General features: G+C 54.5%; 23 protein-coding genes, 1 tRNA gene and 1 pseudogene. 9 read left to right on the forward strand and 16 right to left on the reverse strand.

Going from position 1 to position 24821, the window contains the following annotated elements; all coding sequences use genetic code 11:
- Positions 1-278: 278 nt before the first annotated feature.
- Together ybcJ and folD are read right to left on the reverse strand one after the other, a co-directional pair.
- Complete coding sequence (gene ybcJ, locus CRO87_RS03790; protein WP_097161589.1) at positions 279-491, reverse strand: ribosome-associated protein YbcJ; 213 nt, start codon at positions 489-491, stop codon at positions 279-281.
- The gene (gene folD, locus CRO87_RS03795) at positions 491-1360 is read right to left on the reverse strand and encodes a bifunctional methylenetetrahydrofolate dehydrogenase/methenyltetrahydrofolate cyclohydrolase FolD (protein ID WP_097161590.1); all 870 of its coding nucleotides are present in this window, start codon (positions 1358-1360) and stop codon (positions 491-493) included. The genes ybcJ and folD overlap by 1 nt, the downstream gene beginning before the upstream one ends.
- 361 nt (positions 1361-1721) lie before the next feature.
- Here folD and fimA point away from each other — a divergent pair, with 361 nt between their 5' ends.
- The 6 genes from fimA to sfmF all read left to right on the forward strand — a co-directional run bounded on the left by fimA (position 1722) and on the right by sfmF (position 7731).
- Positions 1722-2273 carry a type 1 fimbrial major subunit FimA gene (fimA, locus tag CRO87_RS03800; RefSeq protein ID WP_097161591.1) on the forward strand — a complete coding sequence of 184 codons (552 nt, stop codon included), beginning with the start codon at positions 1722-1724 and terminating at the stop codon, positions 2271-2273.
- Between the two features lie 71 nt (positions 2274-2344).
- Complete coding sequence (fimI, locus tag CRO87_RS03805; RefSeq protein ID WP_097161592.1) at positions 2345-2887, forward strand: type 1 fimbrial protein subunit FimI; 543 nt, start codon at positions 2345-2347, stop codon at positions 2885-2887.
- Positions 2888-2930: 43 nt separating this feature from the next.
- Positions 2931-3623 carry a type 1 fimbria chaperone FimC gene (gene fimC / locus CRO87_RS03810; RefSeq protein WP_097161593.1) on the forward strand — a complete coding sequence of 231 codons (693 nt, stop codon included), beginning with the start codon at positions 2931-2933 and terminating at the stop codon, positions 3621-3623.
- Positions 3623-6202: a fimbrial biogenesis usher protein gene (locus CRO87_RS03815; RefSeq protein ID WP_097161594.1), complete on the forward strand. Its 2580-nt coding sequence runs from the start codon at positions 3623-3625 to the stop codon at positions 6200-6202. The genes fimC and CRO87_RS03815 overlap by 1 nt, the downstream gene beginning before the upstream one ends.
- Positions 6195-7199 carry a type 1 fimbria D-mannose specific adhesin FimH gene (fimH, locus tag CRO87_RS03820; protein ID WP_255252479.1) on the forward strand — a complete coding sequence of 335 codons (1005 nt, stop codon included), beginning with the start codon at positions 6195-6197 and terminating at the stop codon, positions 7197-7199. Before CRO87_RS03815 ends, fimH begins: the two co-directional genes overlap by 8 nt.
- A 10-nt stretch (positions 7200-7209) precedes the next feature.
- On the forward strand, positions 7210-7731 hold the full coding sequence (sfmF, locus tag CRO87_RS03825; protein ID WP_097161676.1) for a fimbria assembly protein: 522 nt from the start codon (positions 7210-7212) through the stop codon (positions 7729-7731).
- Between the two features lie 47 nt (positions 7732-7778).
- Here sfmF and fimZ read toward each other — a convergent pair whose 3' ends face one another.
- Both fimZ and CRO87_RS03835 read right to left on the reverse strand, forming a co-directional pair.
- Positions 7779-8411: a fimbria biosynthesis transcriptional regulator FimZ gene (gene fimZ, locus CRO87_RS03830; RefSeq protein WP_097161595.1), complete on the reverse strand. Its 633-nt coding sequence runs from the start codon at positions 8409-8411 to the stop codon at positions 7779-7781.
- An 891-nt stretch (positions 8412-9302) separates the two neighbouring features.
- A complete protein-coding gene (locus tag CRO87_RS03835; RefSeq protein ID WP_141398663.1) occupies positions 9303-10019 on the reverse strand; it encodes a hypothetical protein in 717 nt (238 codons plus the stop codon).
- Between the two features lie 261 nt (positions 10020-10280).
- On the opposite strand from CRO87_RS03835, the gene CRO87_RS03840 reads away from it, so the two are divergent.
- A tRNA-Arg gene (locus CRO87_RS03840) sits at positions 10281-10357 on the forward strand.
- A 207-nt stretch (positions 10358-10564) separates the two neighbouring features.
- Positions 10565-11272 (forward strand): hypothetical protein, encoded by a 708-nt coding sequence (locus CRO87_RS03845; protein ID WP_097161597.1) that lies wholly within the window; start codon positions 10565-10567, stop codon positions 11270-11272.
- Positions 11273-11279: 7 nt separating this feature from the next.
- Here the strand turns inward: CRO87_RS03845 and CRO87_RS22665 are convergent, their stop codons facing one another.
- From CRO87_RS22665 to CRO87_RS03875, 6 genes are all read right to left on the reverse strand, one after another.
- Positions 11280-11450 carry a hypothetical protein gene (locus tag CRO87_RS22665; protein WP_176504252.1) on the reverse strand — a complete coding sequence of 57 codons (171 nt, stop codon included), beginning with the start codon at positions 11448-11450 and terminating at the stop codon, positions 11280-11282.
- A gap of 207 nt (positions 11451-11657) precedes the next feature.
- Positions 11658-12728 (reverse strand): ABC transporter ATP-binding protein, encoded by a 1071-nt coding sequence (locus CRO87_RS03850; protein ID WP_097161598.1) that lies wholly within the window; start codon positions 12726-12728, stop codon positions 11658-11660.
- Complete coding sequence (locus CRO87_RS03855) at positions 12721-14490, reverse strand: iron ABC transporter permease (protein ID WP_097161599.1); 1770 nt, start codon at positions 14488-14490, stop codon at positions 12721-12723. Before CRO87_RS03855 ends, CRO87_RS03850 begins: the two co-directional genes overlap by 8 nt.
- Before the next feature lie 140 nt (positions 14491-14630).
- The gene (locus CRO87_RS03860; protein ID WP_097161600.1) at positions 14631-15719 is read right to left on the reverse strand and encodes an ABC transporter substrate-binding protein; all 1089 of its coding nucleotides are present in this window, start codon (positions 15717-15719) and stop codon (positions 14631-14633) included.
- Positions 15720-16446: 727 nt separating this feature from the next.
- The gene (locus CRO87_RS03870; protein WP_141398664.1) at positions 16447-18051 is read right to left on the reverse strand and encodes a lytic polysaccharide monooxygenase auxiliary activity family 9 protein; all 1605 of its coding nucleotides are present in this window, start codon (positions 18049-18051) and stop codon (positions 16447-16449) included.
- Between the two features lie 16 nt (positions 18052-18067).
- Positions 18068-18508: a hypothetical protein gene (locus CRO87_RS03875; protein ID WP_097161603.1), complete on the reverse strand. Its 441-nt coding sequence runs from the start codon at positions 18506-18508 to the stop codon at positions 18068-18070.
- Between the two features lie 230 nt (positions 18509-18738).
- Here CRO87_RS03875 and CRO87_RS22845 point away from each other — a divergent pair.
- Positions 18739-18840, forward strand: a pseudogene (locus CRO87_RS22845) (3-oxoacyl-ACP reductase); the annotation flags it as partial.
- A 415-nt stretch (positions 18841-19255) separates the two neighbouring features.
- On the opposite strand, the gene CRO87_RS03890 reads toward CRO87_RS22845, so the two are convergent.
- The 6 genes from CRO87_RS03890 to CRO87_RS03915 form a co-directional block, all read right to left on the reverse strand.
- On the reverse strand, positions 19256-19732 hold the full coding sequence (locus tag CRO87_RS03890) for a DUF2778 domain-containing protein (protein WP_097161605.1): 477 nt from the start codon (positions 19730-19732) through the stop codon (positions 19256-19258).
- Complete coding sequence (locus tag CRO87_RS03895; protein ID WP_097161606.1) at positions 19729-20211, reverse strand: Hcp family type VI secretion system effector; 483 nt, start codon at positions 20209-20211, stop codon at positions 19729-19731. The genes CRO87_RS03890 and CRO87_RS03895 overlap by 4 nt, the downstream gene beginning before the upstream one ends.
- A 550-nt stretch (positions 20212-20761) precedes the next feature.
- The gene (locus CRO87_RS03900; RefSeq protein WP_097161607.1) at positions 20762-21466 is read right to left on the reverse strand and encodes a response regulator; all 705 of its coding nucleotides are present in this window, start codon (positions 21464-21466) and stop codon (positions 20762-20764) included.
- Entirely contained in the window at positions 21444-23096 is a 1653-nt protein-coding gene (locus tag CRO87_RS03905; RefSeq protein WP_097161608.1) for a sensor histidine kinase, read from the reverse strand. The genes CRO87_RS03900 and CRO87_RS03905 overlap by 23 nt, the downstream gene beginning before the upstream one ends.
- Positions 23097-23244: 148 nt before the next feature.
- Positions 23245-23721 carry a WbuC family cupin fold metalloprotein gene (locus tag CRO87_RS03910; protein WP_097161609.1) on the reverse strand — a complete coding sequence of 159 codons (477 nt, stop codon included), beginning with the start codon at positions 23719-23721 and terminating at the stop codon, positions 23245-23247.
- Between the two features lie 71 nt (positions 23722-23792).
- Positions 23793-24821 carry an ABC transporter ATP-binding protein gene (locus tag CRO87_RS03915; RefSeq protein WP_097161610.1) on the reverse strand — a complete coding sequence of 343 codons (1029 nt, stop codon included), beginning with the start codon at positions 24819-24821 and terminating at the stop codon, positions 23793-23795.

A 24821-nucleotide genomic window follows, 5' to 3' on the forward strand; every position in this document is an offset into this window, starting at 1 on the left:
TGAGTAGAACGTTTTAGTAGAACGTTCTACTTATCGTCTGAGAAGCATGCAGAATACGCAACTTAAATTTCACAACTGGTCATAGGATTTACGTATTTATTTGAAGTAGATCTAAAAATTCGGAGGAGGGCGGGCAACTGCCGAATGGCGCTGCGCTTATCCGGCCTACGGGATAATGCATGTCTGAGGGAGAACTGTAGGCCCGGCAAACGCGGTGCCGCCGGGCAAAAAAAAGCCGGATGGCGCTAAACGCTTATCCGGCCTACAAAAACGATTTATTACGCTGTGACGGTAATGCTCTGTCCGGCAAAGCTTACGGTCTGGCCTGCAACAATTTTGCAGCGCTTGCGGGTTTCGACGGCACCGTCAACGCTGACCTGGCCGTCCGCAATAAACAGCTTCGCCTGCGCGCCGCTTTCGCTCCAGCCTTCGAGTTTTAACAGATCGCACAGCTCAACGTGCGGGTGTTTGCCAAGTGAAAAAGTGGCCATTATTTTACTTCCTCTGGATCATGATATTCTTCGCACGCCTGCAGCGTGTTCTGGATTAGGGTGGCTACAGTCATCGGGCCTACGCCGCCAGGTACCGGAGTGATGTAAGACGCGCGCGCGGCGGCATCTTCAAAAATCACATCGCCGACCACTTTCCCGCTTTCCAGACGGTTAATGCCGACGTCGACCACAATTGCGCCTTCCTTAATCCACTCGCCAGGAATAAAGCCCGGTTTACCGACTGCCACGACCAACAGATCGGCGTTCTCAACGTGCTGACGCAGGTTTTTGGTAAAGCGGTGGGTCACGGTGGTGGTACAGCCTGCCAGCAGCAGCTCCATGCTCATCGGGCGACCAACGATATTCGACGCACCAATGATGACCGCATTCAGGCCGTAGGTGTCGATGTTGTAACGCTCAAGCAGGGTCACGATGCCACGCGGCGTGCAAGGGCGCAGGCGCGGGGCACGCTGGCACAGGCGGCCTACGTTATACGGGTGGAAGCCGTCTACGTCTTTATCGGGCGCGATGCGCTCCAGCACTTTGACGTTATCAATACCCGCAGGCAGCGGCAGCTGAACCAGAATGCCGTCGATTTCGTTATCGGCATTCAGGGTGTCGATAAGCTCCAGCAGCTCAGCTTCCAGGGTAGTTTCCGGCAGATCGTAAGAGCGGGAGATGAAGCCCACTTCTTCACAGGCTTTGCGCTTGCTGCCGACATAAATTTGCGAGGCAGGGTTGCTGCCGACCAGCACAACGGCTAATCCTGGGGCGCGTTTTCCGGCGGCAATACGCGCCTTCACTTTTTCTGCAACCTCAGAGCGTACCTGCTGCGCAATCGTTTTACCGTCAATAATCTTTGCTGCCATCAGAGAGAAGATTCCGTCTGTCGAGTTCGAAAGGAGGGGATGCGCATATTTTGGCAGAAGCCAGCCGTGATGTCAGTCACCGTTTGCTTTTTTCTGTCGCTGGAGGAGGTGGCGTGCCAGAAACCCTGAATAGACCAGGTCTTTTCCCGGAAATGACGTTTGACTCGGGCTTTTCCTAAAAGATATTAGGACGCGGCTAACGGCTATCGCAGCTTTTATACGTATTTTGTATCAGGTGAATTGATTAATTTAGTGCGACTGCCGCGGGGGATATTTCCGCTCAGTTTTGAAGGAACGACGAAAATTATATTCGGATAGTTTCTTCTCCGTGAATAATTAGATTAATCATCAAGGAAAACTCATGAAATTTAGCAAAATCGCTGCGTCTCTGGTTGCGACCCTGGGCCTCGTTGCTGGCGCGGCAAATGCCGATACGGTTACTGTAAATGGCGGCAACGTTCATTTCAAAGGTGAGCTGGTTAATGCCGCCTGTGCGGTCAGCACCGACTCTTCCAACCAGACCGTTAATCTGGGCCAGTATCGCACCGCGTCTTTCTCCGCCGTCGGTGATACTTCCGCTAAAATTCCATTCAACATCGTACTGAATGACTGCGACCCGACCGTTGCCGCCACCGCAGCCGTTGCGTTCTCAGGCCAGGTTGATGCCACCGACAAAACCCTGCTGGCCGTCGCCTCTGGCGATAACAGCGATACCGCAACCGGCGTGGGTATCGAAATCCTCGACAATGCTTCCGCAACCCTGAGCCCGAACGGCAGCACCTTCTCTGCCGCACAGAACCTCGTACAGGGCACCAACACCCTGCACTTCACCGCTCGCTATAAAGCGACTGCAGCGACCGCAGAGCCAGGTCAGGCTAACGCCGATGCGACCTTCGTAATGAAATACGAATAAGCCTCTGTCGTACTCAGGATGAGCTTTGCCTCAGGGATGAGGCATCTTTTCAGCACTCACGGGAACAGAGAATGATTCGGACGTTACCGCTACTGGCCCTGCTGATGGCCTCACTTTCCGCGCATGCACACAGGGTTGTGGTGGACGGAGGAAGCGTCCATCTTCGCGGCGCGCTGGTGAACAGCGCCTGTGCCGTCTCCCCGGAAAGTCAGGATTTACGGGTCGAAATGGGGCAGTACCGCAGCAACAATTTTGGTGATGTGGGGAGTTATTCCACCGTAACCGTCCCGTTTTCCCTGAAGCTTGTGGAATGTCGCCGCGACGTGGCAAGCCTTGTCGGGATCGCGTTTCAGGGGCTGAGCCCAGCGGAAGATCCGCAGGTGTTTGTCGCCACCTCTAAGGCCAGCGGCATGCCCGGCGAAACGGGGCTGGGCCTCGCCTTGTTTGATGCCCGACAGCAGTTGATTATCCCCAACGCACCGCCTGATTATTATTCGCCAATAATCTCCGAGGAAATGACCGTCCATTTCAGCGCCCGCTATCGCGTTATTTCATTGCCGCTGGTGCCAGGGAATTTACTTACCGACGTCTGGTTTACGCTGGTTTATCAGTAAATCGTCGAGCGGGTCAGAAAATAAGAAAACAGGTTAATGGACTATGAATCGTTTAATTATAAAAACGCTGATGCTGCCGCTGCTTTTTCTGGCAGGGATGCTGTCTGCCCATGCGGCAGGCGGCATTGCTTTGGGTGCCACAAGGGTTATCTATCCGGCGGATGCGAAGCAAACGTCGCTGGCGCTGAGCAACAGCAATAAGCAGGAGCGCTATCTGATCAACGCGTGGATTGAAAATGCCAGCGGTCAGAAAGAGAAAACCTTCGTTATCACCCCGCCGCTGTTCGTCAGTGAACCCGACAGCGAAAACACCCTGCGTATTATCTACGCCGGGCCTGCGCTCGCGACCGACAAAGAGTCGCTGTTTTATCTGAACGTGAAGGCCATTCCGTCGATGGACAAACAGAGCGGCGAGAACAAGAACGTGCTGCAGCTGGCGATTCTTTCGCGCATCAAGCTGTTCGTACGCCCCAAAAATTTAGAGATGCAGCCCGCGCAGGCGCTGGACAAACTCACCTTTACCCGCAGCGGATCGGCCATCACCGTCAGCAATCCTTCCCCCTATTACGTCACGCTGGTCAATCTGCAAATGGCAGGCCGCAAGCTGGATAACGTGATGATTTCACCGAAGAGCAGCGCTACCGTTACGCCGCCTGCGGGCGTGCAGGGCGCACTGAGCTGGCAGAGCGTCAATGACTATGGGGCGATCACCCCGGCGCGGCGCGTGACTCTGTAATGACTTCGCTAACCCACTCTCATCGCATACCGCGCCTGAAGCTGCTGACCCTCGCGCTTTCGGGCGTGGCGCTGATCCCTGGCGTTCAGGCGGAAAGCTACTTTAACCCGTCGTTTTTGTCCGACGATGCCGCAGGCGTGGCAGATCTCTCCCGCTTCGAAAAGGGACACCAGCAGCCTGAAGGCGTCTACCGCGTGGATATCTGGCGCAATGACGAATTTGTGGGCGCACAAGATCTGGCCTTTAAACCTGCCGAAGGTACACAGCCTGCGGCGGGTGGGTTATCGCCTTGTCTTACGCCTGCATTTCTGAAACGTCTTGGAGTCAATACGGCCGCCTTTCCGGCGCTGATGAAAGAAGACAAAGATACTTGTCTGGCGCTGGAGAAGACGATTCCTGGCTCAGAGGTGGTGTTTGATTTCGCGGCGCTGAAGCTGACAATAAGCCTGCCGCAGGTGGCCATGTTCAACAGCGCCCGCGGCTATATTCCGCCTGAGGAGTGGGATGAAGGCATTCCCGCGCTGCTCGCCAACTACAGCTTTAGCGGCAACCGCGGCAGCGACGATGACAGCTACTTCCTGAGCCTGACCAGCGGCCTGAACTACGGCGCATGGCGGCTGCGTAACAGCGGGACGTGGAACTACTCAAGCGGCAACGGTCAGAAGGAGAACGACTGGCGCAACGTCGCGACCTGGGCACAGCGCTCGATCGTGCCATGGAAAAGCGAGCTGGTGCTCGGCGACAGCAACACCGGCAGCGACGTGTTCGACAGCGTGGGCTTTCGCGGAGGGCGAATTTACTCCTCCGACAGCATGTACCCGGACAGCATGCAGGGCTTCGCCCCGACGGTGCGCGGCATTGCCCGCACGCCCGCCAAAATCACCATTCGGCAGAACGGCTACGTCGTCTATCAGAGCTACGTGCAAAGCGGCGCGTTCGCCATCAGCGATCTGAACCCGACGTCGTCGAGCGGTGACCTTGAGGTAACGGTGGATGAAAAAGACGGCAGCCAGCAGCGCTACACCGTGCCGTACTCCTCCGTGCCGCTGCTCCAGCGTGAAGGGCGCTGGAAGTACGATCTGGTCGCCGGGGATTTCCGCTCTGGCAACAGCCAGCAGGAGACGCCGTTCTTCGCCCAGGGCACGCTGATAAGCGGCCTGAAGGACGGCTACACGGTTTATGGCGGCACGCAGCTGGCGGAAAATTACACCGCACTGGCAGTTGGCCTCGGGAAAAACCTCGGCGACTGGGGCGCGGTTTCGCTCGATTTGACTCATGCCCACAGTCGGCTGGTGGATGACAGCACCCACGACGGGCAGTCGCTGCGCTTCCTCTACGCTAAATCGCTGAATACCTACGGCACTAACTTCCAGCTGCTCGGCTATCGCTACTCGACCAAAGGGTTCTTCACCCTCGATGACACGACGTGGAAGAACATGAGTGGCTACCAGTACAGCGACAAAAACAATGATGACGGCGTGCCGGACATCATCAGCTACCACAACCTGACGCAAAACAAAAAAGGGCGTTTTCAGATTAACGTCTCGCAGTCGCTCGGTGATTACGGCTCGCTCTATCTTTCCGGCAGCGAACAGACCTACTGGGCCACGGACGACACCAACACCTGGTATCAGATGGGCTACTCCGGCGGCTGGCGCGGCGTGAGCTATTCGCTGTCGATGTCCTGGAACCGCGCGATCGGCATTCCGGGCACCGACAGGATCGCCTCGTTTAACCTGTCCGTGCCTTTCAGCGTCTTCAGTAACGGTGCTGAACGTCGCAACTCTGCGTTCGATCGCGCTTACGCCACGGTTTCCGCCAGCCGCAACAGCGACGGTGACAACAGCTGGCAGAGCGGGATCAGCGGCACGCTGCTGGACGGCAACAACCTGAGCTACAGCGTAACCCAGGGTAACGCCAGCGGGCGCGGTTACACCGGCAGCGCCAGCGCCAACTGGCAGGCAACCTACGGCACGCTCAGCGGGGCCTATAACTACGACCGCGATCGGCACTCCCTCAACTGGCAGGCCGCGGGCGGCATTCTGGCCCACGCCGACGGCATTACCTTCAGTCAGCCGCTGGGCGACACCAACGTGCTGATCAAAGCGCCAGGGGCAAGCGGCGTCAGCATCGAAAACCAGACCGGCGTGAAGACTGACTGGCGCGGCTACGCGGTGATGCCTTACGCCACGGTGTATCGCTACAACCGAATTGCGCTGGACACCAATTCCATGAGCAACAGCACCGACGTGGAGAATAACGTCAGCAGCGTGGTGCCGACGGAAGGGGCGGTCGTGCGTGCGGCGTTTGATACCCGTATTGGCGTCAGGGCGCTCATCACCGTTCGCCGGGGCACGCAGCCGGTGCCGTTTGGCGCTATCGTCCGTGAAACTGCCAGCGGCGTCACCAGCATGGTGGGCGACGACGGCCAGATCTACTTAAGTGGTTTGCCGCTCAGCGGTGAGCTGTTGATTCAGTGGGGCGACGGGCCGGGGGCGCAGTGTCGTGCCCGCTACACGCTTCCCGAAAAGAGCCTGCAACAGGCGATCACGCTCACGGAGGTTCGCTGTGATCAGTAAGGTTTTGACCGTTTTACTTTTGGGGGGCGCGATGCTTTCCACCCCGGCCTGGGCAACGGTATGTCGCAACGAGAAAGGGGTGCCGACGGACGTGTTTTATGATCTGACGGACACCTTTACCAGCGCCAACAACCAGATCGGGCAGGTGGTTACGCTCAGTCAAAAATCGGGCTGGGTAGGGGTGAATGCGGTTTGCCCGAGCGGCACCACGGGCACCACCACGAAACGAAGCTATGTCACCAGCTTTCCGATCGTCAGCACCGAAAATAACTTCAAGTATTTGAAGTTAAACGATTATCTCAACGGCGCAATGCAGATAACCGACAGCTCGGCGGGCACCTTTTATCCGCCTGCCAACTACATCCAGATGGGCACTCACCCAAACGTGCCGAAACAAAAGCCTTTCCCGGTACAGGACTCGAATCTGGTGTTTCGTCTCAAGGTCACCAAGCGCTTTATCAACATGGTGGTTATCCCAAAACAGACGATGTTTACCGTTTATGTGACCACCAACAGCGGAGATGCGCTGAGCACGCCGGTCTACACCATTAGCTACAGCGGGACGATCAACGTGCCGCAGACCTGCGAGATTAACGCCGGAACCGTGGTGCAGTTTGATTTTGGTGATATCGGGGCATCGTTGTTCAGCCAGGCCGGGGCGGGCAATCGCCCGGCGAGCGTACCGGCGCAGCAAAAAACCGTTGCCATCAAATGCACCAACGTCGAGTCGCAGGCGTATCTGAGCATGCGTATTGAGGCGGAAAAATCACAGGGCAATGCCATGCTTTCAGACAACCCGGATCTCGGATTCATCGTGGCCGACAACAGTGGCAACCCGCTGACGCCAAACAATATCAACAGCAAAATCCCGTTCCGCCTGGACGCCAGCGCTCAGGCGCAGGTTGGTATCCGCGCCTGGCCTATTAGCGTGACGGGCAACAAACCAGCGGAAGGGAAGTTTTCGGCACGAGGGTATCTGCGTGTGGACTATGATTGAGGGGCGGATGATGAAGAAAATGCTTATCCGGCTGGCGCTGGCAATCGGCCTGGTGAGCCATCAGGCGCTGGCTGACACATCACTTGGCGAAATTAACATTGAGCTGTTTGGCAACGTGGTGGATTACAGCTGCGTGGTTGAGGCGAACGACAGCGACAAGGTGGTAGAGCTCGGGCGATGGCCGACCAAACAGCTGCGCAACTCGGGCAGTACCACTTCGCTTGTGCCCTTCACGCTGAGCCTGACGGGCTGCCCGTCGGGCTCTGCGTCAATCACTTTTACCGGCAAACCGGATGACAGCGACCCTGGGCTGCTGGCGCTAAACGGTAGCAGCGCGGCCAGCCGGGTGGCGGTTGAGCTGCGTGATGCCGATCGCAGCCGCCTGCCTTTACAGCAGGCAAGCAGAGAGGTGGCTGTGGATGACAAGGGGAATGCGACGCTGCAATTTTATGCCAACTACATCTCGACCGCTGACGATCCGCAGCCCGGAAAGGCCGATGCGGATGCCACCTTTCTGATCAATTACAATTAATATCAGTCGCTCATTCCCACTAATTTCGGCGGGAATGCAGCGCGCCTTTACACCAGCTCGTGAGATTTGGCGTAATCAATCAATTCTACAATGGTATTGACCCCGAGTTTCGAGAAAATATTTGATTTATGTGCGCTAATGGTTTTGTTACTGAGCAAAAGTTGATCGGCTATCTCTTTATTTGTCAGACCATTTACCAGATAGCGCAGGACCGTGACTTCACGATTTGAAAGGGGTGGTTCGTTGATGTCTCCACGGCGAGCGGAATTATTACTAAGGAAGTTGAGGGTGTCGGAAGGAAAGAAGGAATAACCCGAAAGCAGCATTTCCACGGCTTTATAGATGTCGTTGTAATCTTTTCTCTTACTGACAAAACCATTGGCTCCGGCGCGAATGGCGCGACCCGCATAATAATCCTCAGATTTAGACGATAAAAATAAAACCCGGGTTTTTGGGCTGATGTCGTTGATTCTTTTCAATAAGGAAAAACCATCGGTACCGGGCAGTTCGATATCGGCAATGACCAGGTCTGTTTGATTTTTTCTAATGTATTCAATAACCTCAATGCCGCTTCCTGATTTGAGTACGACGCGGATATCACTGTTTTTGCGTAGCAGAACCTCTATCGACATCCTGACGATAGGTTGTTCATCCATAATAACAACGGAAGCAGGTTTCATTTTCTATTCCTCAGATTATGTATAGATTTGTGCAGAGTCTGGAAAACTCTGTTTGCAGCGTGGTCTGGCTTTGCTTAAGGTGTGAATGACCTGGAATTGCACGGGAGCGCAATGCGTCAGGATAACAAAACACGCCTCGGTTGGTCGGCCAGTCATTTGTGAAAAAGGTGGGCAGCCTCAATTGGAACTGAATGTTAATTATTTATCCACTGATGTGATGAAGGCTTCCTTAGGTTGGTGAGCGGAGTAATGCCGCCGTTTAACTATTATTCAGGACGGTTTTTTTTCTTGTTCTATTATTAAATCTCATTGCCGCTGATTATACCTTGTAATGTATCCGGGAAAAGCCTGAGATAGTTATAATTAACTTTACTTATTAGGATGTTCTGAATGTTCCAGACCAGGAATTTTCTTTTGGCGAGAATTTCTGCGGTTGATGAATTTGTTAATGCTTAGTATCCAGGTCGCGAGGAAAAACGAAACAAGCGACTGCTTGTTGTACACATGTTAAATTTTTTTCAAATTGTTAGATTATCTGCGTTTAGTCGCTCAGTAAAAAAAGTCCTTTCTGGAGAGCACATTAGCGCATTTTTCCTGACATTGTCTCCGGCCAGACTGCGCAAGCATCTGGTAGCTATTTCTTCTGCGTGACCCGCGTGCCTGGGGCCAGAATTGCCATTGCGCTCACATTATACTCGACGATATCTCCTCCGGGGCAGCCTTAAATCTTATTAAGCAGCAGTAATGCCCAGGTTTAATGAAAAAAGTGAGCGTTCGTTTCGACTGACCTGCAATACCAGGAATAGTTATAATTGTTTCGTTTTTGTTAATGATTAACTTTTGGTTAACTTTATTTTAAGTAATTTCTTAAAAACCCTCTACTTCAGCAGGTTATCCCGAGTGGTAACGATCGCGAAGGGCGCTGACGCGCTGTAGCACTCGCAGCAGCTGTTGACGATGCCCGAGGCCCAGCAGGGTCATAATGCAGCCGACCCGATAAATAATGCGGTGGTATGGGCGTATCTGCAGACGGGCAACGTGGCTGAGCGAGTGGCCTTTGGCCATGAGGAGCAGCACGCTCCACTCTTTGGCTTTAAATAACCGCTGCGGTAATAAAGGCGTCAGGCTCGGTGCCAGCAGGACATCGCGAGTCCCGGGTAAGGCAATTTGCTTATCAACGATCCGGCAGCGGCAAACCCGCTGTAAAAACGAGTATGAAACCGGATCGGTTTCTGAGGCCATCAACACAATATCCAGTTCCGGATTTCTGTGTTGTACATCCCTGAGCTGATCCAGCAGGGACATAACGGGCTGCTGACAGTCTTCAAGATCGACAATGAGGCACAGCGGTTGCGTCTGGTTGACGGTGGCCAGCGCCTCATTGATATCCTCGTAGATTCGGCACAGGCAAAGCGGAATCGGGCTGTGACGAATGCCAGAGGCAAGATAGCGATCCCGGGTCACCAGAATGCGGCGATCGCTATAACGGGCCGTATGATGGCGCAATGCGCCATGTTCAACCAGCGTGTTATGCGGCAGAGGAAGCGAACGCCCCTGAAGCGCCATCACGTTTCGCCGCCGCCTTTCCCTGCGCAGGATAATGCGCATAGTTCCCCTCCCTGGACGTATGACCATGCAGCATTGTCGCTATAAGATAATTCCGACGGTACCAGGCGCGGCTTAAACCGTAGCGAGATTTTTCGCAGGGGAAGGGCAGATTAGGCGAAGTGTTTAAGGTTTAATCAGTTGTTATGGCGTGCGTGTGCAGGAAGAAAGCAGAAGCGGGGTTTGCAGGTGAAAGCCATTGACTCACCGGGCTTTGACCGTATAATTCCAGGCGTTCCACACCGCGAAGTTTATCTTCTCAGTGCGCCCTTAGCTCAGCTGGATAGAGCACCGGCCTTCTAAGCCGTAGGTCACAGGTTCGAATCCTGTAGGGCGTGCCACTTCGACATAATCAGACGTCCATTGACGTCTTTTTTTATGCCTGAACCCCCCACCTTTCGTCAATTTTTTCGACGCACTATGTCAGCTTTGGTCGGTTTATTAAGTCGATTGAGAATTAATTAAGGGTATGTAAATTCACTTTATTTGCTGAACAACGGCCCTAATCTGACTCTTCCTCCTTGCTGAAGAAGACAGAACAACTCGCCATGAAAGCCCTATCGCTTACCGCTGCTGTTTTGCCCCTGCTTGTGCCTTTTGCCGTGTTAGCGGAGGAAAAAAAACGCGGCACCGCCGATCATTTCCAATGGATAAGTTTCCACTCACCGAGCATGCCCGGATACCGCACCGCAGAGATGCTGTCTTCAGGGTTTGTTGGCGCGACGGTAACCCTGAGCAGCAACAGCGAGCGTCTGAACATGAACGATCTGACGATTCGCGCCAGCCGCGACTGGTTGGAAGTCCGACACAATCCGGACAAAGGCCGGGTCATATTGAGGATGGTCAGGCAACCCAGCGCAGAAGAACGGGCCACAACGCTGATGCTTCGCAACAACAAAACCGGACAAACTCAGGCGCTTCCGTTTTACGTGAATACCTGGCTGACGGGGGCGGGGAGCATCGATGCCAACGCAACAATGGCTCGTGCGCGGTGCCAACGTCTGGGGGCATCGCTGCTAACGACTCAGGAGTTCAGGACGCTATCACGTCAATGGTTTGGTTTGAGCAGCGGGTATTTACGGGAAATGTATCCGGGGGCAACCGTTTTTAATGAGCGCGCACAGGCCGGGGGCAGCTTCTGGGTCCATGAAACCAAAGCGCTTCATCTGCATACGGGCGTGAAAAGCACTGACCGTGGCGTTAACACTGTCTGTAAACATGACTATTCATCGCGAGTGCAGGACTCGCTGAGTTAGCTCCGGATCACCACTCATGCACAATCAGCATACGGTCTTCTGATATCCGGACTTCGCTGATGCGGGGCGGCAGTGGCGGGGCGACGATGGTCAATGTGACCTGAATGCCTGCCTGGTCTGAGGCGAGGGTTGTCCCAACGGGCAAAGAGAACAAAAGAGCGAGCAGTATTTTTTTCATTTGAATCAATTAGGGGCAAGTCGAACAGTGTTTAGCCAGAATGGAGCGGGCCATACAATAGCCTAAAGCGAGGCGGGAGAGAATAATGAATGGGTTATTTTTGATACGCCAGGCCCGGCGGGGCTGGGTTCGGACCGATCCTAAAGTGTTTTCTCTGATGACAAAAATGAGCTAAGCCCGCGCTCAGGCTTAGCTCCATGATGCGAGCTACTGCTTAGCAAAGACCCACACATCCTTTTCAGGAAGCGATAAATGGCAATGCTGCGGGTCGCGAACTTCACTGCCGTAGGCGCGAATCACAAAGTCATCGCCGGAAGTGCGGAAGAGGTATTCCCAGCGGTCGCCGAGGTACATGCTGGTGAGCAGCGGCAGCTCAAGCTGGTTTTCGCCAGGGCCTTCCACAATCGCCACGCGCTCCACGCGAATCACCGCCGTGCCTTCTTGTCCAGCCTGCACGCCTTCTCCTGCCTGGCCCCACAGCACCCAGCCACTCCCTTCGATACGCGCTTTGCCGTCGCGCACTTCAGTGACTTTGCCGTGCAGGCGGTTGTTGCTGCCCATAAATTCAGCCGTAAACAGCGTCTTTGGCGAGCCGTACATCTCCTGCGGCGTGCCCTGTTGTTCAATTTTTCCGTTGTTGAGCAGCAGGATGCGGTCGGAAATCGACATCGCTTCGTTCTGATCGTGCGTCACCATCAGCGCTGAAAGCCCGAGATTGATAATGAGCTCCCGCAGGAACACACGGGCCTCTTCGCGCAGTTTGGCGTCGAGGTTGGAGAGCGGTTCGTCGAGCAGAATGACCGGCGGGTTGTACACCAGCGCCCGGCCAATCGCCACGCGCTGCTGCTGACCGCCGGAAAGCATATGCGGATGGCGCTGGCCAAGATGTCCCAGGCCAAGCTGATCCAGCACGGCCTGCACGCGCTGGGTAATCTCCTTCGCGGCTACTTTTCGCAGCTTCAGCGGGTAGGCCACGTTCTCAAATACGGTTTTGTGCGGCCACAGCGCATAGGACTGAAACACCAGTCCGAGGTTGCGCTCCTCGGCGGGGATCTCGCTGCGCGGCGTGCCGTCGTAGACTTTGTTTTTACCGATGACAATCGACCCCTGCGTTGGCTTTTCCAGCCCGGCGACGGCGCGCAGCAGCGTGGTTTTACCGCTGCCGGAAGGGCCCAACAGGGAGACCACTTCGCCGCGCTTCAGGTTCATCGACACGCCCTTAAGCACCGGGTTGTCGCCGTAGGTCAGGTGCAGGTTTTCAACCGCTAATTCAATCATGTAATTTCACTCCAAAACGAAGGGCAATCCCCAGACCGACGACCACCAACAGAATATTGATAAACGACAGCGCCGCGACGATATCAATGGCGCCCGCCGCCCACAGGGAAACCAGCATCGAGCCAATCGTCTCGGTGCCGGGCGAGAGCAGGTACACGCCGGTTGAATATTCACGCTCAAAAATCAGGAACATCAGCAGCCACGAGCCAATCAGGCCATAGCGTGACAGTGGAATGGTGACATGGCGGGTGATCTGCCCGCGAGTGGCACCGGTGCTGCGCGCCGCCTCTTCCAGCTCAGGCCCAACTTGCAGCAGCGTGGAGGAAATCAGCCGCAGGCCATACGCCATCCACACCACTGTGTAGGCGAGCCAGACGCTGAAAATGGTGCTGCGTAACGAGCGCAGCCAGACAATCAGGTTGTCGCGCAGCCACTGCGACCACGGCATGCCGGAGAGCCAGCCTGACTTCAGGGCATTATCGAGCCACATCGGCAGGAACAGGAACACCCACAGGAAAGCCAGGCCCGCCAGCAGCCCCGGCACGGCGCGCGGCACCAGCACACTGTAGTCGAGGAAGCGGGTGGTGTTGTCCGGCTTGCGGTGCATGGCGATGCCGACAAACAGATAGCAGGCCACGGCCAGCGCCCCGCCGAACACGCCGATCGCCATCGAGTTGACGATGGCCCGCAGCAGGTTGGGCTGTTCCCAGATGGTGCGGAAGGTGCTGAGTGAGAGCTGATCCCAGACAGACACGCCCACGCCCCAGTTAGAGATAAAGGCGCGCAGCACCACGCCGAGCAGCGGCACGCCAATGGTGACCGTCAGCCAGAACGCGACCACGGCGCCCGCAACCCAGCGCCACTTGCCGAGCGGCAGCGCACGTGCCTGAGAAGCTTTGCCTTTCATGGTCACGAAGCGGTTTGCAGTGCTCATCAGGCGGCGTTGCAGCATCACCAGCGGGATGGTGATGCAGATCAGCACCACGGCGACGGCGGCCATCAGGTGATAGGAAGGCGTGCCGAGCTTGTTGGTGAGCTGATAAAGATAAGTCGCCAGCACCATGTTGCCTTCCGGATCGCCGAGCACCAGCATCAGGCCGAACACTTCCAGCCCGAGGAAAAACAGCAGCACGATGGCGTAGAGAATAGAAGGGCGCACCATCGGCAGGCTGACGGCGGTCATCACCTGCAACGGTGAAGCGCCGGAGATGCGAGCGGCTTCTTCCACGTCCGAGCCCACGCTGCGCAGCGCCGACGAAATGTAGAGATAGGCGTGCGGCACGTGCGTCAGCCCGGCAATCACCACGATGCTCGACATGTCGTAGATGTTCCACGGCACGAAGCCAATCAGCGACTGCGCCCACAGCGACAGAAAGCCCACCGGCCCGGCGGCGACCACGTAGCCAAAGCCCAACACCATCGGCGAAACAAAAATTGGCACGAGGATCAGTGGCTCAATCAGCCGACGGCCTGGCAAATCGGTGCGCACCATCAGGAACGCGAGGATCCCGCCGAGCGGGATGGCGATGGCGACCAGGCCAAAGGCGAGAATAAACCCGCTTTTCAGCGCCTTATAGAAATCCGGATCGGTGAAAATAAACCCGAACGACTCGAGGCTCCACTCTTTAGCGGGTGAAAAGAACGGTGCCGATAAGAAACTCTGAATCACGATAAACGACAATGGAACGTAGATGGCGAGCGCGGTGAGCAGCACCACGACGCCGCGCGGCAAACTTTGCCACTTTCTGGTTAATGCATTCATAGAAAATCCCTGGTCTGGCTGGGAGGCAAAATCTCAACAGGTCTGTTTGCCGGATGCGCTGCGCTTATCCGGCCTACGGTTTGTAGGTCCGGTAAGGCGCGAGCCGCCACCGGGCAATCAGACCTAGGTTGCCGTAAAGGTTATTTCGCCGCGGCTTCGCGCCACTGTTTGATGTAATCGAGACGTTTTTTCGGTTGCAGATATTCGAGCAGGCTTTCGTCCACCGGAATCGGCTTCAGCGCGTTGCCAAGCATTTTGGTCATGCCGTCGATGTCATTTTTCCCTTCGATATCGTTGCGGATAGAGGGGATATCGGCCTGGTTCGCCAGAATGCTCTGGCCTTTCTCAGACAGCACATAGTCCAGCCACAGCTTCGCGGCGTTGGCGTTCTGCGCCTGTGAGCTGATGAACGACACGCGGGAAAGCACGAGGGTGTAATCCTTCGGATAGGAGATGCCGAGGGACGGATCGTTCTTCGCGCGAGCCTCAGCGTAGGAGCCGAGAATGTTAAAGCCAATCAGGTTTTCGCCGGAGGAGACGCGTTCCATCATGGTGCCGGTGGAGGACTGCACCGCTAAGCCGCCTTTGGCGACGTCGGCGAGAGTTTTAAAGTAGTTCGGATCGGCTTTGAAATCCTGCACCGAGAGCATAAAGCCGAGGCCGGATTTCTCGATATCGTAGGTGGTGACTTTGCTTTTGAATTTGTCGACCTGGCCGGCAATCAGCTTCGCCAGCGCGGCGTGCGAGTCCGGCACTTCGTTCGCCGGGATCAGGCGCTTGTTGTAGATAAAGACCACCGGCTCGTAGGTGGTGCCGTAGGCCTTATCGTTCCAGACCGCCCACTTCGGCAGCTGGCTTTGCTCAGGCGACTTATAGGCCTGCGCATAGTCGGTGGCGAGCTTCAGACCGGTGTCCATCGACGAACTCCAGACCACGTCGCCGCTGCCGCCGCCTGCGGCCTGCTCACTGATAAAACGGTTATACAGCTCGGTGCTGTTCATGTCGTTGTATTCGACTTTGATGCCGGGGTAGGTGGCCTCGAACCCCTGAATCAGCGGGCCCGCCGCTTTGGTGTCGGTGGTGGAATAGATAACCACTTTGCCTTCTTTGGTGGCGGCATCAACGACCTTTTGATAGTCCGCCGGGTAGCCCTGCGGCAGCCCCGCCATGGCAGAGGTAGAGAGAAGTACAGCAGCAGTAATCAGAGAGATGCGGAAAGTGTTCGACATTATAGTTAACCTTTTAATTACATTTGATGAACTAATTGTCAACATAGCCAAAGGTGAAGGGCAGACAAGAGGGGGCGAACCGCCGCGTCCCGGAAATGTGATTTTCGGCGTTGTTTGGGGAATTAACACCATTAAAACCGCGGAAACCTTCAGGAGGAGAGGGGATTTTGGGCCAGCGGGATAGAGGAGGTGTTTTTTTGACTAGCTTTGGTGCGAGGTTTATTTTGCAATTTGCGCTACAACTGGATAATCCTAAAAAAGATGATTGTTGAGGATGGTTTCAAGCGGAACATATTTGGTATAACAATATTGACCTCCAGGGAAATCCAAAACATTAGGGAGAAACGCTTTGCACTTGATGATTTTAAAAAAGGAATGCTACGAATTAACTCACGAAAAATTAGAAAGAGTTATTTATTAAATACCTCCAGGCAATGCTTAGCATTTATCGAAACGCTGAGGCAGGGCTCAATTGATGTCAAAGTGATTTAAAGATATAAAAATCAACTGGTTAATTCGTGTTTGATTTTGAAGTTATTGCAAGCGGCCTAAGCTGAATTAATTGCAAATAAAGCCAATATGTATGCTTTTACTTTTAAATGCCATGTGATGAATATATTTGCCTCTATGTTTCAAAAAACTCCCGGCCCGAAAGCCGGGAGTAGTCCAACCCAATAATCCGCAATCCTGAGGGATTGCGGATGCAATGGTAATGAAAAGGACAGTCTTACTGTTTAGGGCGAACCTTGATCACTTTGGTTGCAGTAGACACTTTACCCGTCTCTTTGTTGGTGACTTCTGCCGTCAGGGTAACGTCAACGTTATCGGTATAAGGGTGAACGGCTTTCAGGTTCACGGAAATCCCTGAGTTGGAGCTGAGCTGGAGCTTATTCGAATTGACAGACCATTTGATCGTGTCACTCGGGCTCAGCTGGCCGTTTTTGCTAATCACACTCACGGACAGGGTGTCGCCGCCCACAATCGTATCCTGATTGCCGCCAGTGGTGATCTCGACATCAGACACCTGCTGCTGCGCCTTTGCAGTAACCTTAATCAGTTTCGAACTGGATTTACCTTTGAAATCAGCCTCGTTCCAGGCGGTAAAGCGGTAGGTGACGCTACCCACTGTGGCAGGCTTCACCAGCGCACGAGCGGTTGACTGATTAACCACCTGAACCCACGGCTTACCGTCGGCCGTTTGCAAGGCAAATCCAGCACCTTCTTTGACGTCCATTGATTCAATGGTCCAGCGGAAGCTTTTCGCATTGGTTGTTTTCGAGCCATCAAGGGCATAGCCGCGGGAATCTTTATTCGTGGTTACGGTGAAATCATTGCCGATTACCACAACCGGCGCGGTGTCGACAACATCTGCCTGCGCTTTCAGATTAACGGTTTGGGTGCTCTGCTGGTTGTTTTTGTCCGTTACCGTCAGTTTGACGGAGACGGTGAAATCAACCTCTGGCTTGGCTTTCAGGCGAATGGTCGCTTTGCTGGTCTGACTATTTCCCAGAATCACTTTGTCGGCATTGCTGGTGACGGCCCAGCTGTACTTCAGCTCTTTCCCCGTAGAGGCGCTACCGTCCAGCGACAGATTGCTGGTCGACAGGTTATGGCTGGATGGCGTGACGCTAGCCTCTGGTTTGGTGATGACTTCCCCGCCAAAATCGACGTCGATCATCTGATAAAATGCATTATCGGTATCACGTACGCGCCAGACGGCATAAATTTTCTGCTTACCTTCGCGTGCCGGTACGTCACAGGTGTGAGTTTCAAAAGCGGTTGGGATCGAGGCATCGGCTGAAGAATTACCTGACACATAGGTATAAACCTTATGGCAGAATGGCTTATCTTCAAACATCGCTTTGGTCAGGCGTGAATCTGCCCCCGGCACTGACTGCCAGTCCTGCTTCGTGATGTAATAGGTAAAGTAGGTGGTGCGGTGTTTAGCCGGTAAATGCCATTTAAACTGATGTGGGCCCGCAGACATCGGGTTGTAATAGGTGTTCTGTTTTTCGTCATCCAGCTTGCTGAATCGAGAATCGGCAGTTGAGCCACCGCTTGCCAGCTTACCGTCCGCCGGGAACTGGAAAAGTTGCTCATTGGCGATCGGGGTTGGGGACATATCGCCGCCGGCAGGGAGCTTCGGTGCTTCTACAGCGTCAGCAGGCCAAACGTTAGTGTGCTCGCCATTCGCATTCATCGGCGGGAAATGGATCACTGAACGGGATTTTGGCTCAAAAACATAGCCATGCGCCATGGCGCCCGTGGAGTACAGGCCGACTAATGTCACGGCTAAGGCCGACGTAATGGTATTCATCTTAAGTAATTTCAAAATAATCTTCCCTGAATTAATTGAAGGACACTTCTACGTGACTGAGAGCGTTGCTCTCTTTGGCGTAAACGCTATTCGGCTGCTGCTCATCGGGCGTAATCTCGCCGTTGCTGTGCTTGAAACCGGCACGCAGATCCGGGTGCTGCTGGTTGATAGCCTGAGCGAGTACGTAGGACCATTGGCCTTCTTCACCGGCAAGGATTGTTACGCGGGTTTCCAGGGCTGGCAGTTCGGTTTCGCTATTGAAGAAGCGTGCACGAATCGTTTGCCCTTCAACGACCTTCACTTTCTGACCATTGACGGCTCGTTCCAGTGAGCCAAGTTCCTTACCCATACACTCCTGATGAGCATGTTCGCAGTTTGCCGATTGAGAGGCCGTGGCGGCATTGGCTGAAACGCTGATGCCAGGGCCCGCCAGTAGGGTGGCAAGAATAAAAGCAGAGCTTGTTAATTTCATAAGTTCCCTCATTAATCGCTGATCCATAATTGGAGCTAAATCTCACCTGCAGCACGGAAAAATAAGCTGTTATTACAGTGTGATAACGAGGTATATAGTATCGGGAGCAAACAACAGGGTTGAATAAGATACTTCTTTGGGTAAGTAAGGGCCGCAGAGTTCTGGCAAAGGAGTTTCCCGATTTGCATTCATTTTCAGGTAACTTGTCCGCGTCGTAACAGCGCGCCTGCCTTGCGGATGACATCGGTCCGATGATTGCCAGCCTGTTGGGGGAGGCAAACCGATGGGGCAACGGTCAGCGCATCGAAGCTTCGGGTGGGCAGTCGAATTAATCGCTCCGGAACAGCTCCCGCTTTGGTTGGGCGCTGTCTTTTCCAGGTCTCTGCCATGAGAGGTTTACCCACATTCCAAAACCTCCGGCCCTGAAAACGTGATGATAAGAGTCTTTGGGATCTTTATTGGTACATAAAAAATCCCCACACAGAGGGCAATCGATGAGGGGGGGTTATGTTCATCGTCTCTTAATCATCGCCGCTAAATAGACCACTATTGAAACTATTAGTAGCGATGTAAGACATATAGACAGAAAGTAATAGTTATTCCATATGTACTCTTCAATAAAGCCAAAACGTGCTCTAAAGAACCAATACACTTTATCTTCTGGGAAGGATTTAAAAAGCGCCACGAGTGTTACAGAAAATAGAAATGCTTCACCAAGCCATAGTAGAACGTATTTTATCGGCCTCATCAGTACACCTGTATAGTTCCGAAAGCAGTTAAAGAGGCTGTTGCTTGTATTGTCGGTGTGCTAAGTAACGCATTACGGAGCAAAATGAAATCAGATAATCGAGGCAGAGTAATACACCCTTCACTACTCCCCTTGTATCCTGCGGGATGTAATCGAAAATTCCCTCTCGTAGCATCACCAATAAATGTCATGTCATCTATCCGCGAATCATGTCTATATAGAGCAAACCATATTGACCTATCGGAACCGCTAATGCCAGATGCAGCCCAATCTATCACAGTGGTTAAAAGGCCGCCAGTGCCACGCGTAACAATATAATAGAGGCCTGGCGGTAATGGGCCGATATTTGGCACAGCAATGACATTAGCATTATTACGTGATGTGCCTGTGCCAGAATAGGCAGGGAAAAAGCCTATCCCCGGGCAACTGAGATTACTTAGTGCGCCACCGTTCAAGTGGAAGGTGCATCTAATCATCTTTCATTCCAGCTATCCGCGAAGATAATGTTACCGTCACAGTGTTTCCACGTGATTTTTTCATAACGCAAAGATACGGCTTCCAGGTGGTTATGCTTTTCAGTTGCCGGGTTTTTGCAATCATGCATCATGGGACAAATAGAGATTACTTTTACATTTTCAAGTAACATATTAAAGTACTCTTGTTCTTGCCCAGAGTAATTAATCTTGTACCATTTGATTTCAACGCTTTTTAGCGTTTGTCCTTTTGCTACCGCTTTGTAGATGTAGGGGCTGGATGAATCAAATTCTTTCTGAAAAGTTAACGGTGCATGTAAACGTGTCCCGGTTATTTTACCCGTTCCATTATCTGTGGGTAAATGCAGGCCATGGCTAAAGCCAAGAACTTCAATACTTCCTTCCCGGTCTTGCACATCAACCGCTCCCTTAATATCAGCCCCGCCATCATCCTTCATCCATAAGTAAGCCGGAATCGCCATTCTTCTTTTTCCTTTTGTGTTTGTTGAATCGATAACCTCACATAAATAAAAAGAGTGATCAATAGATGAAATTATGAAAGCAGCGTGTGTTCATTAATAACAAAAGGTCGCATGGCAGGGGTTTTAAAGGTTGTGTTAACTTGTGCACTTTACATATTTTAGTTAATTGATGTCGGAGTAGGTTTTTGCTCAGCCATAAATAATACCTGTTAAATTTTTTGTGGTTAGCGGTGTGGAGAAGTCTCACCTTCTTTTTACTGCATGTCATAAATGCCTTTCTTTTCATTTATTGATGTAAGTCTTATTTGTTGTGCATGAGGTTATTATATTGTCTGGTTATACATGCAGACGATGTAATTGCTGACAAAGATAATTAATGCGAGGGCGCTCAGAGAAAAATGCAGGGGAATGTAATGATTGCAGAAATGGCTGAACGGTGTTCGTAAATTGCATATTCTCTCTGGAAAGGGTCAGGGAGAGGAGAAGCGCATGACATTAACGTTCCGTATGTTCCCTCTCCTTTTGGGAGAGGGTTAGGGAGAGGGGGCACTCAGGAGCCTGAATCCGTGCATTTCCGGTACAGCCTGCGAGGGTGCCCGATATTGCCGTACAGCATCTCGATGCTGATAAACCCACTCTCCACGCAGTATTCCAGGTAGCGGCGGGTGGTGGTTTTGCTGACGCCAACAACGTCCACCACGTCATCCACGGACCAGTGGGTTTCAGGGTAGTCGCTAAAGAAGCGCTTAATTTTCTCCAGCGTGTTGGGCTCGATCCCTTTGGTCGACGGTGCAGAGGCGGAATCCCCGGCGGGCAGGTTAAACATCCGGTCCAGCGCCTTTTGATCGACCACCTTCATTTGCCGCATCGCGTTCACCAGCAGCATAAAGCGCTCCAGGGACGCCTGTAGCCGCTGGAAGAAAACCGGCTTGATCAGATAATCAAACGCCCCGCTGCGCATGGCGCGGCTGCACGTTTCCATATCGCTGGCGGCGGTGATAAAGATCACCGAACATTCGTAGCTTTTCAGCAGCGGGCTGTCGATAAGCTCCACGCCCTGGCCGTCCGGCAGGTAGTTGTCGAGCAGCACCAGCCGTGGCCTGTGTTCGCTGATAAGTGCGCGAGCCTGCTCCAGCGAGGCGGCAATACCCACCACCCGCAGGTGAAAATTCTGCTCAATGTATTCGCGATGCAGCCCGGCAAGGTGTGGCTCATCTTCAACAATGACGACGTCAAGCGGTCTGGAATGCGTCATGATTTAACCCTGTCGTATGCGAAGCGTGGTAAGGAATAAACACCGAGAAAAGGGTGCCCCGTGGCGCGTTGTCGCTGATTTCGATGCTGCCGCCAGCCTGCTCAACGTAGCCTGCCACCAGGTAGAGGCCGATGCCGTGCTCCGCGCCCGCCAAATCGTCCCCGGTGGGTTTGCTGGTCACGCCCTGTTCGAACAGGTGTGCTTTCATGTCGTCGTCCACGCCGCAGCCTCGATCGGCAACCTCAATCAGCAGCTCCTGATTACGATCTGAAATATAGAGCTCAACGGGCGCGCGGGGCGGCGGAGCGTTCAGCGTGGCGTCCACGGCGTTATCCACCAGGTTGCCAATCACGGACATCAGCGCTGTCTCGTTGATGCCCGGCGGCAGGCGCGTCATCTGGCAGGCCGGGTCGAAGTTCAGCTCAATGCCTTTCTCACGCGCGCTGACGTATTTCCCAAGCAGCAGGCCGCAGAGCGCCGGGGAAGTAAAGCGGGCCGAGACAAAATCCAGCACCTGCTGCGCCCCTTCAGACTGCGCCTGAATATAGCGGATTGCTTCGTCGTAGTGCTGCATCTGCAACAGGCCGACCAGCGTGGCGGTCCAGTTCAGCTGTTCGTGGCGCATCATGCGCAGGTTGTCGGCATAGCGCGTTACCTGGCTGAGCTGGCTGCTGAGGGTGTTGATGTCATTCTTATCGCGGAAGCTGAACACCCAGCCGCTTTCCTGCCCCTCAAGCTCAATAGGCACGCGATTGACGATCACCTGCCGCTGGTTCAGCACGGCAATCTGGTCGTGGCGGTTGCGGCTCTCCGTCTGGTCAAAGAAGCCCGGCGGCACGTGCAGAATGGCCTCCAGCGGTTTGCCAAGCAGCATCTTTTCATCCTGGCGAATCGCCAGTAGCTCTCTCGCGGCGCGGTTGATCAGGATCAGTTGCCGCTCTTCGTTAATCGCAAACACGCCTTCATACATTGCCTCCAGCAGCGCCTTTTGTTGCAGCACCAGCAGGGCGATGTCCCTGGGCTCCAGGCGGAACATCTGCTTTTTCAGGTTGCGGCTGAACAGCCAGGAAAAGAGAAACAACAAAAGCAGCAGCGCGAGGCCGTAAAGCGCGGCCTGCCACAGCAGGCGGGCGTTGATATTGGCGATGTACGAGGTGAGATAGCCCACCGAAACAATGCCGATCACCTGATGCTGCGCGTTGAAAATCGGGGCCTTGCTGCGAAGCGACACGCCAATCCCGCCCTGGCGCACGGAGATAATGGTTTTGCCCTGTAAGACCTCCGCGTTGTCGCCGCCAATCATCGGCAGGTTCAGGCGCTCCGGCGATTCTGAGTGATAGAGGTGCTGTTCGTGAACGTCGCCAATCACGATATAGCTGGCGTCACTTTGGGCGCGCAGCGGCTGAATCAGTTGGGCGATCCCGGTCAGATCGCGGCGTGCGACCTTATCCGCCAGCCCAGGCATCAGCGCAATTTCGCTGGCCTGCACCCGGGCGCGCTGGCCCAGGTCGTGATGCAACTGGCGGTCGATAAAATGAAAGAGGATCGCGCCCAGCAGCGTGAGCAGCAGGCAGGAGAACAGCACCAGCGACAGAAAAAGCTTCACCTGAAACGGGAGTCGGCGTTTCATAATACCTGCTGAAAATTCCGAGCGATGTCAGAGCCTGCCATCTGGATAAAGCGCCCGCAATGTTATGAGCTCAGAGATGTGAGAGGCGACACTCTCCGTGAGGTAAGGGGGGAAGTGCGAGAGTGAATGCCCTCTCGCAGCGGCAGTTTTACAGACGAAAACCACCGTCACCCACCTGAGCCGTGGCGTACCATTGCATCAGCTCAGCGGTGCCCGGTTCCCCTTCAGCAGGTGCCCACGGGGCGGAGTCCTGCTCCTGAACGGGCTGGTAGCCGCCGTGTTTGACTTCAAAAATCACCGCGCCCGGATCGAGAGACAGCACGGCATGCCAGGTGCCCGCGTCCATTTCCAGCGCTTTGCACTCCTCGCCCAGTATCACGCGACGCGTCACCGTGCCGTTATCGTCAAAGTTAAGCACCACAAAACGGCCGCTCAGCGGAAGCAGCAGCTCAAAGGTGTGCGGGTGGCGATGCGGGCGAATATAGGTGCCGGGCTCCATGGCAATGGCGAGGCGCTGAACCGGGTCGCTCAGCTCCGGGTGGAAATTGCGATGCGCGCGCAGGCGAGGGGCCTGAGCCGCCGCTTCGCTCTGCTGTTGTAAATCGGAAAGGGTGATCGTTTTCATCATGTTCCTGCGTATCCATAAGAGTTTTGTCGCCAAAGAGTAGCAGCCGCGTCTGTCGCCGAAAAGCAGGGTTAGTGCGATAGCACGCAGGCTTGCCCTTGCACCGCCACGCCGACGGTCGCACCCGGCTGTAGCCACGGCTGGCTGACCGTTTTAATCTCCAGCGGCGATGCCCAGCCGGTTGCCATGAGCGTCAGGGTTGAAAGATGGCCGCTGAAATCGACCCCGGTCACCGTGGCCTGCGCCTGCGAAGCCGTGGTGGCGGTGATAATAAGCTGTTCAGGGCGCAGCATAATGCGTCTTTCTCCGCTTATTGATGGGTTTGCCACCGGGATCTCTCCCAGGGCGCAGCGCGCAACCCCGTGGCTGACCTGAGCGGTAAAAATCAGCGCATCGCCCAGGAAAAGCGCGGTTTGCTCATCGACCGGACGGGAATACACCTCTGCGGGCGATCCCACCTGGGTGAAACGCCCCTGGCGGATCACCGCGATCTGGCTGGCAAACGACAGCGCCTCCTGCTGATCGTGGGTAACCAGAATCGAGGCGACGCCCGCCTGGGCCAGCAGCTCTGCCGTCGCTTTCCGGGTGGCGGCCCGCAGGCCGGTATCCAGGGCGGAAAATGGCTCATCCAGCAGCATCAGCGCGGGCTTCTGCGCCAGCGCCCGGGCCAGCGCCACGCGCTGTTGCTGGCCACCGGAAATTTCATGCGGCCAGTGGGCTGCAAGGCGTGCGTCAAGGGACACAAGCTCCATCAGCTCCGCCACGCGCCTGCGGTTTTCGTCCTTCGGGCCCTTCAGGCCGTAGGCGATGTTGTCGCCCACCTTCATGTGCGGAAACAGCGCGCCTTCCTGCGGCACGAAGCCGATCCCACGCTCGTGGGCGGGTACAACGGTTTGCTTATCGAACAGCGTTCTGCCTTGTAAGGTGATTTTACCTGTATCCGGGGCTTCAAACCCCGCCAGGATACGCAGCAGCGTGGTTTTGCCTGAGCCCGACGGGCCAACAATGGCCGTCCGGCTGCCGGGCGTCACCGCCAGGTCGATCGCCTCCAGCACCGGCGTCTGCGAAAATTTTTTAGAAATACCGGATAACGTCAGCAT

Source organism: Enterobacter sp. CC120223-11, from assembly GCF_900215375.1.
Lineage (GTDB): Bacteria > Pseudomonadota > Gammaproteobacteria > Enterobacterales > Enterobacteriaceae > Scandinavium.